We start from the raw sequence: 16,973 nt of genomic DNA on the forward strand, positions 1-16,973 counted from the left end.
AATTATGACTGGACGAAGAAGGAGGACTCCGCGCGAGTATCAGCCGACGTGTCACCGGAGACAGAGACGTGCGACGGTGACAGCAGGAACACCTTGCTCGTGACGCGCTCGATCTTGCCGTAGAGCCCCTGCGAGAGGCCTCCCGCGAAGTCGATGAGGCGTCGCGCATCGGCGTCGGTCATCTGCGACAGGTTGATGATGACCGGGATTCCCTCGCGGAAGTTCTCGGCGATGACCTGGGCATCTTTGTACTGCTTCGGGTGAACCGTGAGGATCTCGTTCATTTCAGTGGGTGCCACGTTCTTCTGGATGTGCGTCTTGCGCAGCGGCGTGACCGGTGCCCGCGTTGCGGCCGGTGCGGCGTGCGTCTGCGCCGAGTGGGACTGGGGGGCGGGAACCGGGGCGACGGGACCAGGGGCGGGAGTTTCGTACTCCAGCTCTTCGTCCGCCAGACCCAGATACACCATCGTCTTGCGAAGCGGGTTGGCCATTGTGTTCCTCCGGTATGTGGTTCAGGTGCCTAGTCGCAAGATTAACCGTCCGTTGGACGATTTCCAGTGATTGCGGTACCAATTCGTAGGTGTGTCGCCCCTTCGGCGATAGCGAACTCGAAGTCCGCCGACATGCCGGTCGAGATCGACGACGCCATGGGCGCGATCAGACGGATGCGCTCCGACAGCTCACGAACACGAGCGAAGGCGGCCTGCGGCTCGACGCCGAGCGGGGCCACGGCCATCAGGCCTTCGAGCCGGATGCCGGGGGCCCGCAACGCGTACTCGGTCAGCTCCTCGAGCTGCTCGGCCGCCGCTCCCCCGCGCCCGGGATCATCGGTGAGATTGACCTGCAGAAAGATCGACGTGTCGTCGTCTTCTGACGACAGCGAATCGATCAGAGAGGCCCGGTCGACCGAGTGGATGATGTGCGCGTATGAGCGCACCTGTCTGGCCTTCTTGCCCTGCAGCTGCCCGACGAAGTTCCATCGGAGGTCAGTGAGATCGGCAAGTTCGACCGCCTTCTCGCGGGCTTCCTGATGCCGATTCTCTGCGACGTCCCGCACGCCGAGCGCATAGAGCTCGCGCACGAGAGAGGCAGGGTGGAACTTGGTCACGGGAATGATCGTGAGTTCGTCGATGCTGCGCCCGGCTCGGGCCGCAGCTGTTGCGGCCCGAGCCGTGACCTCAGAGAGGCGTTCTTCGAGCGTCACTTGAGGAAGTCGGGGACGTCCAGGTCGGTGTCGTCGTCTTCCGACGCGGGATCGAAGGCGACGGCACCGGTGAGGTGATGTTCGCCCGTCTGAGACCACGAGGGAGTTTCGGCGGGCTGTTCCTCCGCGTGACGAACCGGCGCCAGAGTCGAAATGGCCGTTCCGCCGGCACCGTAGGGATCTTTCTCGTCTGCCGAAGCGACGAAACTTCCGCGCCTCTGCTCCGTGGCGTCGCCGCCGTCGAAGCCGGCAGCGATCACGGTGACACGCACCTCGTCACCGAGCGTGTCGTCGATGACCGCACCGAAGATGATGTTCGCCTCGGGGTGCACGGCGTCTTGAACGAGCTTGGCGGCGTCGTTGATCTCGAAGATTCCGAGGTTCGATCCACCCTGAATCGACAGGAGCACGCCGTGGGCGCCTTCGATGCTGGCCTCGAGAAGCGGCGACGCCACAGCGAGTTCCGCCGCCTTGATGGCTCGGTCGGCCCCACGAGACGAACCGATGCCCATCAGAGCCGAACCCGCGCCCTGCATGACGCTCTTGACGTCGGCGAAGTCGAGGTTGATGAGGCCCGGAGTGGTGATGAGGTCGGTGATGCCCTGGACACCGGCGAGCAGTACCTGGTCGGCGGTGGAGAACGCCTCGAGCATGCTGATTCCGCGATCGCTGATCTCGAGCAGGCGGTCGTTCGGAACGACGATGAGGGTGTCTACCTCGTTCTTGAGAGTCGCGACGCCGTCTTCGGCCTGAGCGGCGCGGCGCTTGCCCTCGAACCCGAAGGGCTTCGTCACGACACCGATGGTCAGAGCGCCGATCGACTTCGCAATGCGTGCGACGACGGGAGCGCCACCCGTTCCCGTTCCTCCACCCTCGCCCGCGGTCACGAAGACCATGTCGGCGCCGGACAGGGCCTCCTCGATCTCCTCCGCGTGGTCTTCTGCGGCGCGACGACCCACCTCAGGGTCGGCTCCTGCGCCGAGTCCACGGGTGAGTTCGCGACCGACATCGAGCTTGACGTCGGCATCGCTCATCAGCAGCGCCTGAGCGTCGGTGTTGATGGCGATGAACTCGACGCCCCGCAGTCCGAGTTCGATCATGCGGTTCACGGCGTTGACGCCGCCGCCGCCGATTCCGACAACTTTGATGACTGCGAGATAGTTCTGGTTGGTTGTCACGTCCGGCCTCCGCTGGAACCCTAAACCTCTAGCTGAGACTTAAAGTTATATCGAGTATGCATTTCTTTGTTTCGAACCTAAGGGCGCGGCTGGGTCCTGCTACTCCACACGCCCCGCGTGTCGCGAACTGACGGCGTAATGAGCGGTTGCCGGTGGCGTCCGCGGCGATCAATGAACGATCGGAGCCTCGGGCGAGGACACGTCGTATTCCGTGACGTCCGGGATGCCGGGGTTCGAGATCATGCTGGCGACGATGCGCGCCTTCAGCGCCGAGTCCTCGGCGCTCCCCCACACCACACGTTGGCCATTCGTCAGAGCGAGCGTCACGGAATCTGGAGTCGGCGCGCTTACCGCGTCGACCTGGGCGAGAAACTCAGGACTGAGCGCGAGCAGCACCTGACTGGCCGCAGCGAAGCCGGGTGAGTCGACCGGGGTAGCCGCGACATCGATCGTCGGGTAACCCGGCGCGCGGGCCGGCGTGGTCTCGACGACGACACCCGCGGCATCCACCAGATTGAAGGCGCCGTCAGCAGCGACCGTCACGACCGGGCGCCGCTCGACGATGCGGATCACGAGCGTGTCCGGCGGTCGAGCCTCGGTGACGTAGCTCTGGATGAGGGGGAAGGTCTCGAGAGTCTTCTTGACCTCACCGAAATCGACCAGCGTCAGGGGTCTGCCGAGTTGGTCGTCGAGCGCGGCCGACACCGCCGAGGCATCGACGCGAGACGCCCCCTCGACGGTGATCGTCCTCACCGCGAGGAGGGGCGAGTAAGCGGTCAGAACGACGACGAGCACCAGGACGACGGTCGCGGCAAGTCCCATGAGGTACTTGCGGCGACGCGTGCGCGTGGCCTGCGTGAACCGTCGAGCCTCTGCTCTCTCGTATCTGCGTCGGCGCCTCTCGGCGTGGGCGAGATTCTTCTCGGCTTCGGCGGCCTTCTCTACGGTGGGGTCGGTGCGTCGAGTGAGCCACCACGGCTTCGGGCTCGAGTCATCGTCATCGTCGCGCCCGGAGTCGCGCCCGTCACCGAGCGACACCTCGGGCAGAGGCGGGAGGGAGCGGAAGCCGGACGAGGCTTCTGGGGTAGAAGCCGACCCCGAAACGATATCGATCGGTTCGGTTATCGCCTCGACCTCTGACGACGTCTTCTTCTTCGAACGACGGATGCCGCCCGGGGCGCGGCGGCGCGGCTCGGCGGCGCGGGGTTCGTTCGGTCGCTCGGCCTCCGGTGGCCCGGCGGGCGGCGGGGTCACGCCAGGAGGTCTTTTCATGCCGCCGGGGGCGCCTGCGTCTCACGGGCGAGCGCGTCGAGCAGCTGCGGCACGATCAGATTGACATCCCCGCATCCGAGCGTGACGACGAAGTCGCCAGGCTGGGCGATCGACGCCATGAAGTCGGCTGCTTTCTGCCAGTCATCGATGTAGCGCACGGCATCGGCGTTTGAGAACCTCTCGGAGACCAGAGCGCCGGTGACTCCGGGCACCGGGTCTTCGCGTGCTCCGCAGACATCGAGCACGATCGTGAAGTCGGCGGTGCGCTCGAGAGTCTCGGCGAACTCGCCGGCCATCAGCTGGGTGCGGGAGTACAGATGAGGCTGATGCACAGCGATGATGCGGCCTTCGCCGACCACCGTGCGAGCGGCGGTGAGAGCTGCCGCGACCTCTGTGGGGTGGTGCGCGTAGTCATCGTAGACGCTGACTCCTCTCACCGTGTCGTGCAACTCGAATCGGCGACCGGTCCCGGCGAAGTGTGCGATGGCATCCAGCGTCTCGGCGGGCGCGAAGCCCATGCCGACCAGCACGGCGAAGGCACCTGCCGCGTTCAGTGCGTTGTGTCTGCCGGGGACCAGAAGCGACCCCGGGTAGTCGTTGCCGAGGTAGCGCACCTGGAAGGTGACGTTGTCGCCGGTCTCGACGGAGTGGAGGCGCACATCGGCGTTCTCGTCTTCTCCGAAGCTGAGCACTCGCTTGGAGGCGAGCCGCTCGGACACCCGGACCGCGCCGGCGTCGTCGGCTGAGATGACGACGAGTTCCGAAGCCTCGTCGGCGAAGGTCACGAAGGCGTCCTCAACGGCCTGCACGGAGCCGTAGTGGTCGAGGTGGTCGGGGTCGACGTTCGTGATGAGCGCGACGGCCTTGTCATACAGCAGGAATGAGCCGTCGGATTCGTCGGCCTCGAGCACGAAGATCTCGCCGTCGCCGCTCGCCGAGCTCGTGCCGAGGGCGGAGATCACTCCGCCGTTCACGAACCCGGGCTCCTGACCGAGCTCGATGAGTCCTGTCACGATCATGCCTGTAGAGGTGGTCTTGCCGTGCGCCCCGGCGACCGCGACGAGGCGATGACGGCCTGCGACCCAGGCGAGCGCCTGCGATCGATGGAGGATGGGGATGCCTCGTTCTTTCGCGAGGAGATACTCGGGGTTGTCGGGCCAGAGGGCGCTGGTGACGACAAGGGTGTCCGCCTCGCCGAGGTTCTCTGCTGCGTGTCCGATGCTGATGCGCGCGCCGCGCTCCCTCAGAGCCTTCGTGCCCTTCGACTCCTTCGCATCTGACCCTGAAACCGGAATGCCGGCGTCGATCATGAGTCGCGCGATGCCGCTCATGCCCGAGCCGCCGATGCCGACGAAGTGCACCGCACCGAGATCGGCGGGTATCTGCTGGCTGAGGTCTGGCTTGATCACGGGGTACGACTCATTTCTTCGAACGGAACCCGGCGCAATGCGCCGGACCAGTGATCAAGATTACGCTCTCGCCACTGCACGCTGGATCAGTTCGGCCAACCGCGCGTCGCCGTCGGCGATGCCGACCTGGCCGGCTGCTCGAGCCATCGCATCGATACGCGAGCTGTCGGCGAGGAGCAGGCGCAGCTCGTCGGCGACAAAGCTCGGAGTGAACCGGGCATCGTCGACGAGCACGGCCGCACCGGCCTGCACGAGGTCGTGAGCGTTGACCTTCTGCTCGCCGTTTCCGACCGGATAGGGAACGAGGACGCTCGGAAGACCCAGCACGGCGAGCTCGGAGACGGTCGCCGCGCCCGCCCTTGCGACGACGAGGTCTGCGGCAGCGAACGCGAGGTCCATGCGGTCGGAATATCTCACGACGACGTAGCCGTCGACGCCCGGGTCGACGAGGTCGGCCTTGTCTCCCCAGATATGCAGAATCTGCCACCCGGCGTCGAGGACCGAGCCGAAGGCATCCCGGATCGTGTGATTGAGTCTCTGCGCACCCAGCGACCCACCGGTGACCAGGAGCACGGGGGCCGAATTCTCGAGCCCGAAGTTCTCTCGCGCGGACTGTGCCATCGCACTGGTATCGAGCGTGGCGATCTCACTGCGGAGAGGGAGACCCGTGAGCTCGGCGTGCGGCAGGGGCGTGCCGGCGAAGACGACGCCGACATAGGGAGTGAATCGCGCGCCGAGTCTGTTCGCCAGGCCCGGTCGGGCGTTCGCCTCATGGATGACGATGGGAACGTGGGCGCGACGAGCCGCCAGATAGGCGGGCGCGGCCGCATATCCCCCGAATCCGACCACCACATCGACCGACCTGTCGGCGATGAGCGAGCGCAACTGTGAGATGACACCGAGAAGACGCGGAAAGAACGTGACCGCTGCCTTGCCGGGCCGGCGAGGGAATGGAAGTCGCGGGATGACGACGAGCTCATAGCCACGGAGAGGCACGAGGCGCGCTTCGAGCCCCTCTGCCGTGCCGACGACGATGATCGACGCGTCGGGTTCACGCCGCCTCAATTCATCGGCGGTCGCGAGCAGAGGATTCACGTGCCCGGCGGTGCCTCCACCGGCAAGGAGGTAGGTGGTCATCGAATGGTCTTCTCCGACAGGTCGTCTCCCGACCGACTGTTGTGTCTCGCGATCGAAAGCACCATGCCGACCGCCAAGAGACTGGTCACAAGAGCAGATCCACCGGAAGATATGAGCGGCAGGGGAACACCGAGAACCGGGAGGACCTGCAGAACAACGGCAATGTTCACAAACGCCTGGCCGATGACCCACACCATCACGGAGCCTGTCACAACCCGGGAAAAGAGTTCAGTCGACGACCTCACGATTCGCAAGAACGAGATAGCTAGAACGACGAAGAGTGCGAGCACGACAACCGCACCCACAAGGCCGAGTTCTTCGCCGATGATGGCGAAGATGAAGTCGTTGTCCGCGGCGGGGAGCCATAACCACTTGGCTTTGCTGTTGCCGAGTCCAACGCCGAAGACGCCACCCGCTGCCATCGCCCAGTCAGCGTGCTGATTCTGGTAACTCAGACCGGTCTGGTCTCCGCCGCCGATGCCCAGGAAGTTCTGGATGCGCTCGATACGCGACGACCTCGTCAGAACGATGACGACTGTCAGAGCGAGGGCCACCGCCACCGGGATCACGAGCATCCGGACCTTGATGCCCGCGAAGAAGAGCGCCCCGAAAACCAAGGCGGCCATGATCATCGCGGTTCCCATGTCGCCGCCTAGCAGCACGACAAAGATGCCGAGGCCGGCCACGGGGACCGCGGGAATCAAGACGTGACCGAAACGATTGAGGTAGGGCTCCTTTTTCGACAGAATCACTCCCAGCCATGCCACCAGCCCGAGCTTGATGAGCTCGGAGGGCTGGGCGTTGAATCCGCCTATACCGATCCAGTTGCGGTTACCTCCTGCCTCGATGCCCAGGGGGGTGTAAAGCACCAATATCTGCAGAAATATGCCCGCGACCAGCGGAACCCACGCGAAGCGGCGCCAGACTCTCACCGGCGTCTGGGCCAGTATCAGCATCAACGGAACGCCGACGGCGGCGAAGATGGCCTGTCGCCAGAAAACACCGAATGCTCCCTGCGATCCGGCATACGACGAGACCGAACTCGCCGACAACACCATGACCAGCCCGAAGAGCATCAGGAACATGGTTGTGCCGAGCAGCAGGAAATAGCTGCGAGACTCAGGCTGAAATGCGCGTCCGAGCGAGATACGGGCTGTGCGAGCCGCTTGACCGGCGGAAGTGGACGTCGCGCGATTCTTCGAGTTAGATCCCGGAAGCACCAGCGGGTGCCGTACCGTCGGGCGTGTTGTCGTCAGCCGGATCACCTCTCAGATATTTGCGCACGGCGTGTGCGAAGCGGTCGCCACGGTCGGAGTAGTCGGTGAATTGATCCATCGACGCGGCCGCAGGTGCCAGAAGCACCACATCACCGGGCACCGCGAGAGCGGCAGCCAGTTCGACGGCGACCGACATGACACTCTTAGTCTCCGTGCCCGTCACCTCTCGCACGGGAAGGTGGGGCGCGTGTCGCTGGAATGCCTGCCGAAGGGCCGTGCGATCTTCACCGAGAAGAACTACACCTCGAAGCTTCGGTGCACGCGCCCGCACAAGGGGCTCGATGTCGACGCCCTTGAGCAGGCCTCCCGCGATCCAGACGACGGAGGGGTACGCAGACAGCGACGCCGCCGCGGCGTGCGCGTTCGTGGCCTTGGAATCATCGACCCAGGTGATGTCGTCGCGGATCTCGACGACCTCGATGCGGTGCCGATCGAGCTGGAAGGTCTCGAGCGCCGATCTGATGGCCGGAATCGTCACACCCACGCTGCGCGCAAGCGCCGTCGCAGCAAGGACATCGGCCACGGTGTGAGGCGCCCCCAGACCTGCCTCAGCCAGACGAGCGACCGTGGTGACCTCGAGAGCCGAGCTGTGCCTATCGTCGTGAAAAGCCCGGTCGACCAGGATTCCGTCGACGATGCCGAGATCGCTTGGGCCGGGCACGCCGAGATCGAATCCGATCGCCCTGGCTCCGTCGACGACCTCGGCATCTTCGACCATCTTCAGGGTGAGCTCGTCAGCCCTGTTGTAGACACAGGCACTTCGCGTGTTGGTATAGACACGGGCCTTGGCTGCCACATAGGCCTCCATCGATCCGTGCCAATCGAGATGATCCTCCGCGACGTTGAGACACACAGCAGCCCACGGGGACATGCTCGACGTCGAATGCAGCTGATAACTCGAGAGCTCGACCACGAAGACATCGAAGCCCTGCGGATCACGCACAGCGTCGAGAACGGGCACACCGATGTTGCCGCAGGGCGCCGCGCGCAACCCACCCGCGGCGAGCATGGCGGCCGTCAATTGAACGGTGGTCGTCTTGCCGTTCGTTCCGGTCACGGCGATCCACTCGGCCGGAGCGCTACCGGCACCGGAGACGCCGACCTTGTCGCGCAGTCTCCAGGCGAGTTCGACGTCGCCCCACACGGGGATGCCGTGCTCGAGCGCCCACGTGATCACCGGATGATCCGGGTGGAATCCCGGAGACACGATCAGCAGCTCCGGATCGAGCGACTCGAGCTCAGCCGGCAAGGACGCCAGCGGCGACGCTTGCACGAGATCGGCACCGATCACCTCGAGCATCAGCCGGTAACGGTCGTCGACCTTTTCGGCGACCACGAGCACACGTGAGCCGAGCTCCGCGAGCGTGTCGGCCACGGAGAAGCCTGTGACACCGAGACCGAGAACGCCGACCCTGAGGCCAGACCAGTCGTCGTACCAACTCGTCAGACCCAGCGCCCTGCCGCCGAGGGCGTCGGTCATCGTGATACCCATTCGAGGTAGAACGACCCGACACCGGCGGCGACCAGAAGCCCGGCGATGATCCAGAACCGCACCACGATGGTGACCTCTGCCCAGCCCTTCACCTCGAAGTGATGGTGAAGCGGGCTGGCGAGCCAGATGCGCTTGCCCTTCGTGAGCTTGAAGTAGGTGAGCTGAATGACCACCTGGCCGGCCACGATCACGAAGATGCCGCCGATCACGACGAGAAGCAGCTCGGTGCGGCTCAGAATGGCGAGTGCAGCGAGAGCCCCACCCAGTGCGAGCGAACCGGTGTCACCGAGGAAGATCTTCGCAGGATTGGTGTTCCACCAGAGAAAACCGATCAGCGCGCCGACGATGGCGGCCGCGATGATGGCGAGATCCAGGGGGTCGCGCACTTCGTAGCACTTGCCGAGTACGTCTGAGGCAAGATGCGGATTGAAGCAGTTCTGGCTGTCCTGCCAGAAGCCGATGAAGACGAACGCTCCGATGGCCAGGATGCTCGACCCGGGTGCCAGCCCGTCGAGACCATCAGTCAGGTTGACGCCGTTCGACGTCGCCATGACGATCACACACACCCAGACGACGAAGGCGATGACGATGATGGCGGGAATGACGAGCATGTCGAAGTCGATGTGCGTGTCGCGCACAATCGAGATCGCTGTCGATGCCGGCGTCACGCCATTCTTGTCGGGAAAGTTCAGCGCGAGGATCGCGAAGGCGACGCCGACCACGATCTGCCCGATGAGCTTGGCGGCCGGCCCGAGACCCAGGCTGCGCTTTCGATGCGTCTTGATGAAGTCGTCGATGAACCCGACGACCGCGAGTCCGACCATGAGGAACAGCACGAGAAGCGCAGAGATCGACACGCCGCGTTGCGTGACGAGAAGGGCAACGAAATAGCCGAACAGCGTGGCGAGCACGATGACGATTCCGCCCATGGTCGGCGTTCCACGCTTGACGTGATGGGTCTCGGGTCCATCCATGTTGATGAACTGGCCCCAAGCGAGGCGCTTGAAGAGACGGATGAAGACAGGGGTCATAAAGAGCGAGAAGACCATGGAGAGCGCCCCGGCGGCGAGCAGTGTTTTCATGCGTACAACTCCCCCAGTCGGTCACCGAGAAACCTCAGCCCGGCGGAGTTCGACGACTTGACGAACACGATGTCGCCCGGCTTCAGTTCTGGCGCCAGAGCGTCGTAGGCCTCGTCGGCGGTATCGACGAATTGCGACTCGCCGTCCCACGATCCCTCGTGCGTCGCCGCGAGGTGGAGCGCACGCGCTCCTTCGCCCACGACGATCAACTTCTCGATACCGAGCCGCACGATCATGCGTCCGATCCGGTCGTGCTCTTCGAGTGAGAATTCGCCGAGTTCGCTCATCTCTCCGAGCACCGCGATCTTGCGTGACGCCGGCGTTGCGATCTGCGCGAGGGTCTTGAGCCCAGCGACCATCGAGTCGGGACTCGCGTTGTAGGCGTCGTTGATCACGGTGACGTTGTCGCGACCCCCGAGCACCTCCATACGCCAGCGTTCGGCGCGGGTCACTGTCTGCAGCGCGTCGACGATGCGGTCGATACCCACGCCGAGGCTTTCTGCCGCCGCAGCGGCAGCCAACGCGTTCATCACATGGTGCTCGCCGAGCACTCTGAACCGCACCGGTCGTCTCTCGCCCGAGGCGAGCGTCAAGATGAAATCCGTGCCGCCGGCATGCGCCGACACATCGTGTGCGCGCACCGCGGCCCGCTCGTCGAGGCCGAACCAGACGATTCGCGCCGCGGTCTTGTCTGCCATTCCTGCGACCCGGGCGTCGTCGATGTTCAGCACCGCGACATCCGTCTGCTCGAGGTCAGAGACCATCTCGGTCTTCGTGGCCAGCGTCGTGGCGATGCCGCCGAATTCTCCGGCGTGGGCGAGCCCTACCGTGAGCACCACACCGACATCGGGTTTGGCCATGCGGATGAGCCGCGTGATCTCCCCCGGGCCGGATGCGCCCATCTCGGCCACGAGATATCGACTCGACGGCGTCAGCTTGAGCATCGTGAGCGGGGCGCCGACCTCGTTGTTGAACGAGTCTCGCGGCGCAATCGTCTCGCCCTCGGATTCGAGGATCGAGCGCAGGAGGTTCTTGGTGGTCGTCTTGCCGTTCGAGCCTGTGATTCCGACGATCCGCAGCAGTCCGTGCGCTCGGACACGGCGCACGACCTCGGTTGCGAGAGCTCCCAGCGCGAGAACCGCGTCGTCGACGATGATCTGCGCGACGAGCGCATCGGATGGTCGTTCGGCGATGATCAGAGCCGCACCGGCGGACACGGCCTTGTCGATGAAGAGGAAGCCGTCGCTGAACTCGCCGGGCTTGGCGACGAAAATGCCCCCGTCGCGAATCTCACGCGAATCAGTGTCGACGGCTCCGGAGACGACGGTCGAGGCCGAGACGCCCGCGGCCCCGACGGCGTCGGGAATGACGAGGCGACCGCCGATGGTCTCGGCAATGTCATGAAGTGTGAGTTGAAGCATGGGTCAAAGCCATCCGTATTCCTGCAGGGCGAGCCGTGCCTCGTCGCGCGCGGAGTAGGGAATCTTCTCGCCCGCGACTTCCTGATAGTCCTCGTGGCCCGGACCGGCGTGCAGGATGACGTCACCATCGCCGGCCACAGAGAGGGCCTTCCTGAACGCAAGCCTCGGGTCGGGAACCTCGTACAGTTCGACATCGTCTCGAGCCGAACGTGCGGCATCCAGAAGCACCGAGCGAATCGACGCCGGGTCTTCGAACCGGGGGTTGTAGTCGGTGATGACCACGACATCCGCGAGCCGGGCCGCGATCGACGCCATGTCGACCCTCTTGGTCGTGTCCCGGTCTCCATCGGCACCGAAGACCATGATCACCCGGCCGTCGGTTACGCGCCGCAGCGCCTCGAGGGCGCTCTGGAATGCGTCTGGGCTGTGGCCGTAGTCGATGTACACCCGCGGTCCCGCATCGGCGGACACCTTCTCTGCGCGACCCGGCACGAAGGCGTCGATGCCGCCGTCGCGTTCGAGCACGTGCGAGATAGCCTCGAGGTCGTAGCCCGATTCCACGAGCATCACGATCGCCAGGGCGGCATTCTCGGCCATGAACCGGCCGAGAATCGGGATACTCGTGGTGATCGAACGGTGATCGGGACCCTCGATGGTGAACCGCGTGAAATCGACGGTCTCCTCGAGGATCGTCATCCGCCAATCGGCCGGGATCCCCGGCTTCGTCGAAATCGTGGCCACGGGAATTCGTGACTCCTCGGCGAGCCGGGATCCCCATTCCCCGTCGACGAGCACGGCTCCGCGGCGAGCACGATCCGGTTCGAACAGGGCGCGCTTCGCCTCGAAGTAGTCCTCCATTCGACCATAGTCGTCGAGATGATCGTGCGTGAGGTTCGTGAAACCGACGACGTCGAAGACGATTCCGTCGACTCGGTGGCGAGTGAGTGCCTGCGCCGACACCTCGATGATCACCGACCGCACCTCCGCCTCGCGCATGCGGGCGAGCAGAGCATGAACCTCGGTCGCCTCCGGAGTCGTCAGCGTGCTGGTGATACGCAGGTCGCCGATGCCGCGCTCGGCCGTCGTGCTGAAGCCCGCGACGATACCCAGCTGCGAGAGGATCGCGTCGAGGATGTAGGTCACGCTCGTCTTGCCATTGGTACCCGTGACACCGAACAGCGTGGGCGGATCGTCGAGCGTGCGATAGATCCACGCCGACACCGCCCCCAGAGCCTCGCGAGGCTGCTGTGTGACGATCACCGGCAGTCCGCTGTCTGCGGCAAGACCTGCGCCCACCGAGTCGGTGAGGATCGCCACGGCGCCGCTCTGCGCGGCAGCCGCGGCGAAGCTGGCGCCATGCACGTTGCGTCCCGGGAGACCGACGTAGAGGTCTCCGGGCAGGATGTCCTTCGACGTCAGGCTGATCCCGGTAACGGAGTCGGGCGCGAATTCACCGATCTGCTCGAGCTCGAAGTCGGAGACGAGCTGAGAGAGCGACCGTGCGATCGGATGTTCCGGGCGCAGTCCCTGCGAAACCCGATCCGGCACAGATGACTCCTTCATTCAGTAAGTAGTGGGCAAGTCAGGCGCTGGAACCGTGGACGGCTGCACCCGATACGTCTTCAGCACCTGTGACAGCACCTTCTGGAAGACCGGCGCTGCGGCCAGTCCAGATGTAATGGTAACGGGCTTCCGGATAGTGACCGAAACGACGTACTGAGGATCGTCCGATGGTGCCATACCGGCCATCGACGTGAGGTATGCCCCTCCGTAGGCGCCGTCGCCGTTGCTCATCTCGGCCGTTCCTGTCTTCGCAGACACCCGGTAGCCGGGGATTTTCAGGGCATCGGCGGCGTATCCGGTCGTTGCCACGGACTCCATCATGTGCACGGTGTCCTGAGCCGCTTGAGGCGAGACGACCTGCTCGCCGGTGGAGGCGGCAGGGGCGTCTGTCACCGTGCCGTCTTCGTGCTGACATCCTTCGAAGAGTTGCACGGGCATCCTCACGCCGTTGTTCGCGATGGCCTGGTAGGCGCTCGCCATCTGCACCGCCGTCACCGTGAGACCCTGCCCGAAGGTCGTGTTGTAGATCGTCTGATCGTCGAGCTGGGTGGGGCCAGATACACCGCCGGGCAGGATGTCGCCAGAGTCTTCACCGACGAATCCGACCTCGGTGGGCTTTCCCAAGTGGAACTTGTTCATGTAGTCCCAGCGCTGATCGACGGACATGTTGTTGCTGAGCATGGAGATGCCTGTGTTCGAGGACTGCTCGATGACGCCGGTGAGGGTCCACGGCATGGGTGCGTGATAGAACGAGTCGTGGATGACGGCGTTGCCCGACTTGTATTCATAGGGAGCGAGTACCTGGCTGGCCGGAGTCGCCGCGCCGGCGTCGATCAGCGATGCGGCCGTGATCGATTTGAACGTCGAGCCGGGCTCGAAGGGGTCACTGAAGACCTTGGCGCCACGGTACGCCGGATCGGTGGCGTCGATGTTGTTCGGATCGACGGTCGGGTACTCAGCCGCCGTGAGGATCTTGCCTGTCTTGGCTTCGGTCACGACGACGGTTCCCGATTCGGCGCCGACCTCGGTCACGCGTTGTGCGAGTGCCTCCTGCGCGAAATATTGCAGGTCACTGTTGATCGTCAACTTCACCGTGCCGCCATCGACAGCCTTCTTCAGGGTCACGGTCGATCCGGGAATCGCGACACCGTCCTCACCGGTCTCCGTCACTTCACTGCCATCGCTGCCGGCGAGGCACGAGTCCTGAGTGAGTTCGGTGCCCGCCAGGGCGGATCCGTCTGCACCGACGAATCCGACGAGGTTGCCCGCCACGCTGCCATCGGGATAGGTGCGCGACTGATCGGCCTTGTAATAGAGCCACGGGATGTCGAGCGCACGAATCTTGTTATACGTCGACACATCGACCGACTTCGAGATCTGCGCATAACGCGAGGTGGGGTCCGCGGTCACGATGGCCGTGATGACAGCCGGATCGAGCCCCATGACCGACGCGAGCTCCCCGATCGCCTGCTGGGCGCTCACCTTGACATCACCGGAGCCGTCCGCGGCTGGGCGATCGAACTCAGCGACAGCCGACGGGTCGGCCTCGATGGCGTAACGCAGGATGCTGGTGGCCAGGACCACACCGTTGGCGTCGACGATATTGCCGCGCGTGCCCAGAGTGACTGTGCTGTCAGAACGACTGGCGAGCGAGGTGGCATTCAAGCTGTCGGCTTGAACGATCTGGATATCGACGAGCCTGACGCAGAAGACCGACACCACGGCGACGATGATGAGCACCGCGATGGTCACGCGCCCTCGGGTTGTTCTGGCTGTCGTCGGGGTCACGTGCGGCCTTTCATTCGGCTGGTGAGCGGGTCACCGGTCGGTCAGTGCGTCTGCGGGGAGGGAAGAGCACCCTGCCACGGTACGCTCGGGTCGGGCGCCGCCGTCGGAGGCGCGCTCGACGCATCAGGAACAGGCGCGGCCACGACGGGAGCGGGCTGCAGCAATGAGTTCGGAACGAGCGCCTGGTCTGCGGCGATGGGTGCAGTGGCGGCGCTAGCAGGAGCGGGCGAGCCGAGAACGGCGCCGTCGGAGAGCCTGAGGTATACGGTGTTTCCGTTGGCGACCATGCCGAGCGATTGTGCGTTCTGCACCAGATTCTGGGGCGACGACAGGGCCGTCAGCTGTTCACTCAGCGCCTGATTCGTTCGCGACAGATCTTTCAACTTCGCCTGCTGTGCTGAAACCTGGTAGGCGCCGTCTGAGAGCCCGATGGTCAGCAGGAGCTGGGCGAGGGCGATGATCGCGATGCCGCCGATAGCGACCGCGGCGTAGACGATGCGAGGGCGCCGGCGCTGACGAGGGACGCTGTCGGGCGCAGGCTTGAGCCACCGACGACGCGGCTCGACCGCGGGCGTGGATGCGGGTGCGCCGAGTCGGGAGATGGGCACGGTGGCCAGATTCGTCATGAGGCGCTCCTGATACGTTCGGCAGCTCGAAAACGGACAGGGGTGGCTCGAGGGTTCTCGGCCTTCTCCTCCTCGGTCGCCAGTTCGGCGCCACGAACGAGGAGCGACAGCTCCGGCTTGTGCTGGGGCAGCTCGACCGGAAGGCCGGGTGGAGCCGTGGACACGCTCAGCGACTGGAGTGCACGTTTGACGATGCGGTCTTCGAGCGACTGGTACGACATCACGACGATGCGACCGCCGACTCGGAGCGATCCGATCGCGGCGGGAATGGCCCGCTCTAGCACGCTCAGCTCCTGGTTGACCTCGATGCGCAGCGCCTGGAAGACACGCTTGGCGGGGTGGCCGGCGCGCGACAGGGCGGCCGGGGTGGCCTGCTGCAGCAGATCGACAAGATCGGCAGATCGCACAAGTGGCTGTTCGGCACGTCGTTGCACGATTCGTCGCGCATAGCGGTCGGCAAGTTTCTCTTCGCCGTAGTCGCGGAAGATGCGACGGAGGTCGAACTCCGAGTACTCGGCGAGGATCATCTCGGCTGTGAGCGGGGCGTCCTGATCCATGCGCATGTCGAGCGGTGCGTCCTTCGAGTACGCGAAGCCTCGCTCGGCACGGTCGAGTTGCATGCTCGAGACGCCGAGGTCGAAGAGCACGCCGTCGACCGAGGAGATGCCGAGCTTCTGCAAACCGGAGTTGATCTCGTCGTAGACGCAGTGCACAAGGTGCACGCGATCCCCGAATGGTTTCAGTCGGCCCTCGGCGAGCGCCAGGGCCTGAAGATCACGGTCGAGCCCCACGAGCGTCAGCTCGGGGAAGCGAGTGAGGAAGGCCTCCGCGTGTCCACCGAGTCCCAGGGTGGCGTCGACGAGAACAGCGCCCGGGCGTTCGAGAGCCGGCCCCAGCACGGTGATGCACCGCTCGAGCATGACGGGAGTGTGGATTCGTGTGACGTCTTCCATGGAGTATCGACCTGTTCGTTCTGCCTGATCCCCATCCATTCCGACCTGGCACCGGGGAAGTGTGTCAGGGCGAGGAACGGCTGGGAGTCACGCGGAACGACTAGAAGAGGCCGGGAATCACCTCCTCGTCGGTCTCGGAGAATGCGGCCTCCTGGGCCGCCAGATAGGTGTTCCAGGCTTCGGCGTCCCAGATCTCGGCGCGCGATCCGGCGCCGATGACGACCAGTTCGCGCTCGAGCCCGGCGTAGCTGCGCAGGTGAGCAGGAATGCTTACGCGGTTCTGCTTGTCGGGCACGGAGGCATCGGCGCCGGAGAGGAAGACGCGCATGTAGTCGCGAGCCTGCTTACTGGTGACCGGTGCCTGCCGGATCTTGTTGTGGAGTTCCTCGAACTCGGCCGAGCTGAACACGTAGACGCAGTGTTCTTGACCGCGAGTCAGCACGACTCCGCCTTCGAGTTCATCCCTGAATTTCGCCGGAAGGATGATGCGACCTTTGTCGTCGAGTTTGGGAGCGTACGTGCCAAGGAACATCGTCCTTTCTCCCCCTCGAATCCGGCCAGGTGTTGGGTA

Annotated in this window: 15 protein-coding genes; all 15 read right to left on the bottom strand. The window is 64.7% G+C overall.

Going from position 1 to position 16,973, the window contains the following annotated elements; genetic code table 11:
* Positions 1–2 precede the first annotated feature (2 nt).
* Positions 3–491, bottom strand: a complete 489-nt coding sequence (locus B9Y86_RS16710; protein ID WP_085488220.1) for a cell division protein SepF — start codon at positions 489–491, stop codon at positions 3–5.
* A 41-nt stretch (positions 492–532) separates the two neighbouring features.
* Complete coding sequence (locus B9Y86_RS16715) at positions 533–1,204, bottom strand: YggS family pyridoxal phosphate-dependent enzyme (protein WP_085488222.1); 672 nt, start codon at positions 1,202–1,204, stop codon at positions 533–535.
* Positions 1,201–2,382, bottom strand: coding sequence for a cell division protein FtsZ (gene ftsZ, locus B9Y86_RS16720; RefSeq protein WP_085488224.1), 1,182 nt, complete (start codon positions 2,380–2,382; stop codon positions 1,201–1,203). Before ftsZ ends, B9Y86_RS16715 begins: the two co-directional genes overlap by 4 nt.
* 168 nt (positions 2,383–2,550) lie before the next feature.
* Positions 2,551–3,654, bottom strand: coding sequence for a cell division protein FtsQ/DivIB (locus tag B9Y86_RS17425; protein WP_139824959.1), 1,104 nt, complete (start codon positions 3,652–3,654; stop codon positions 2,551–2,553).
* Positions 3,651–5,063, bottom strand: a complete 1,413-nt coding sequence (gene murC / locus B9Y86_RS16730; protein ID WP_085488226.1) for a UDP-N-acetylmuramate--L-alanine ligase — start codon at positions 5,061–5,063, stop codon at positions 3,651–3,653. The genes B9Y86_RS17425 and murC overlap by 4 nt, the downstream gene beginning before the upstream one ends.
* A gap of 60 nt (positions 5,064–5,123) precedes the next feature.
* Entirely contained in the window at positions 5,124–6,200 is a 1,077-nt protein-coding gene (locus B9Y86_RS16735; protein WP_085488228.1) for a UDP-N-acetylglucosamine--N-acetylmuramyl-(pentapeptide) pyrophosphoryl-undecaprenol N-acetylglucosamine transferase, read from the bottom strand.
* Positions 6,197–7,420 carry a putative lipid II flippase FtsW gene (ftsW, locus tag B9Y86_RS16740; protein ID WP_139824960.1) on the bottom strand — a complete coding sequence of 408 codons (1,224 nt, stop codon included), beginning with the start codon at positions 7,418–7,420 and terminating at the stop codon, positions 6,197–6,199. The genes B9Y86_RS16735 and ftsW overlap by 4 nt, the downstream gene beginning before the upstream one ends.
* On the bottom strand, positions 7,404–8,957 hold the full coding sequence (gene murD / locus B9Y86_RS16745) for a UDP-N-acetylmuramoyl-L-alanine--D-glutamate ligase (RefSeq protein ID WP_085488230.1): 1,554 nt from the start codon (positions 8,955–8,957) through the stop codon (positions 7,404–7,406). The genes ftsW and murD overlap by 17 nt, the downstream gene beginning before the upstream one ends.
* The gene (gene mraY / locus B9Y86_RS16750) at positions 8,954–10,051 is read right to left on the bottom strand and encodes a phospho-N-acetylmuramoyl-pentapeptide-transferase (RefSeq protein ID WP_085488232.1); all 1,098 of its coding nucleotides are present in this window, start codon (positions 10,049–10,051) and stop codon (positions 8,954–8,956) included. Before mraY ends, murD begins: the two co-directional genes overlap by 4 nt.
* On the bottom strand, positions 10,048–11,472 hold the full coding sequence (locus B9Y86_RS16755; protein ID WP_085488234.1) for a UDP-N-acetylmuramoyl-tripeptide--D-alanyl-D-alanine ligase: 1,425 nt from the start codon (positions 11,470–11,472) through the stop codon (positions 10,048–10,050). Before B9Y86_RS16755 ends, mraY begins: the two co-directional genes overlap by 4 nt.
* 3 nt (positions 11,473–11,475) lie before the next feature.
* Positions 11,476–13,020 (bottom strand): Mur ligase family protein, encoded by a 1,545-nt coding sequence (locus B9Y86_RS16760; RefSeq protein WP_244894818.1) that lies wholly within the window; start codon positions 13,018–13,020, stop codon positions 11,476–11,478.
* 15 nt (positions 13,021–13,035) lie between these two features.
* Positions 13,036–14,823 (bottom strand): peptidoglycan D,D-transpeptidase FtsI family protein, encoded by a 1,788-nt coding sequence (locus B9Y86_RS16765; RefSeq protein ID WP_085488238.1) that lies wholly within the window; start codon positions 14,821–14,823, stop codon positions 13,036–13,038.
* Between the two features lie 41 nt (positions 14,824–14,864).
* Positions 14,865–15,449: a cell division protein FtsL gene (gene ftsL / locus B9Y86_RS16770; protein WP_085488240.1), complete on the bottom strand. Its 585-nt coding sequence runs from the start codon at positions 15,447–15,449 to the stop codon at positions 14,865–14,867.
* On the bottom strand, positions 15,446–16,402 hold the full coding sequence (gene rsmH / locus B9Y86_RS16775; RefSeq protein ID WP_085488242.1) for a 16S rRNA (cytosine(1402)-N(4))-methyltransferase RsmH: 957 nt from the start codon (positions 16,400–16,402) through the stop codon (positions 15,446–15,448). Before rsmH ends, ftsL begins: the two co-directional genes overlap by 4 nt.
* Positions 16,403–16,502: 100 nt before the next feature.
* Positions 16,503–16,934 carry a division/cell wall cluster transcriptional repressor MraZ gene (mraZ, locus tag B9Y86_RS16780; RefSeq protein ID WP_055928434.1) on the bottom strand — a complete coding sequence of 144 codons (432 nt, stop codon included), beginning with the start codon at positions 16,932–16,934 and terminating at the stop codon, positions 16,503–16,505.
* Positions 16,935–16,973: the final 39 nt, after the last annotated feature.

Source organism: Agreia pratensis (assembly GCF_900177685.1).
Classification (GTDB): domain Bacteria; phylum Actinomycetota; class Actinomycetes; order Actinomycetales; family Microbacteriaceae; genus Agreia; species Agreia pratensis.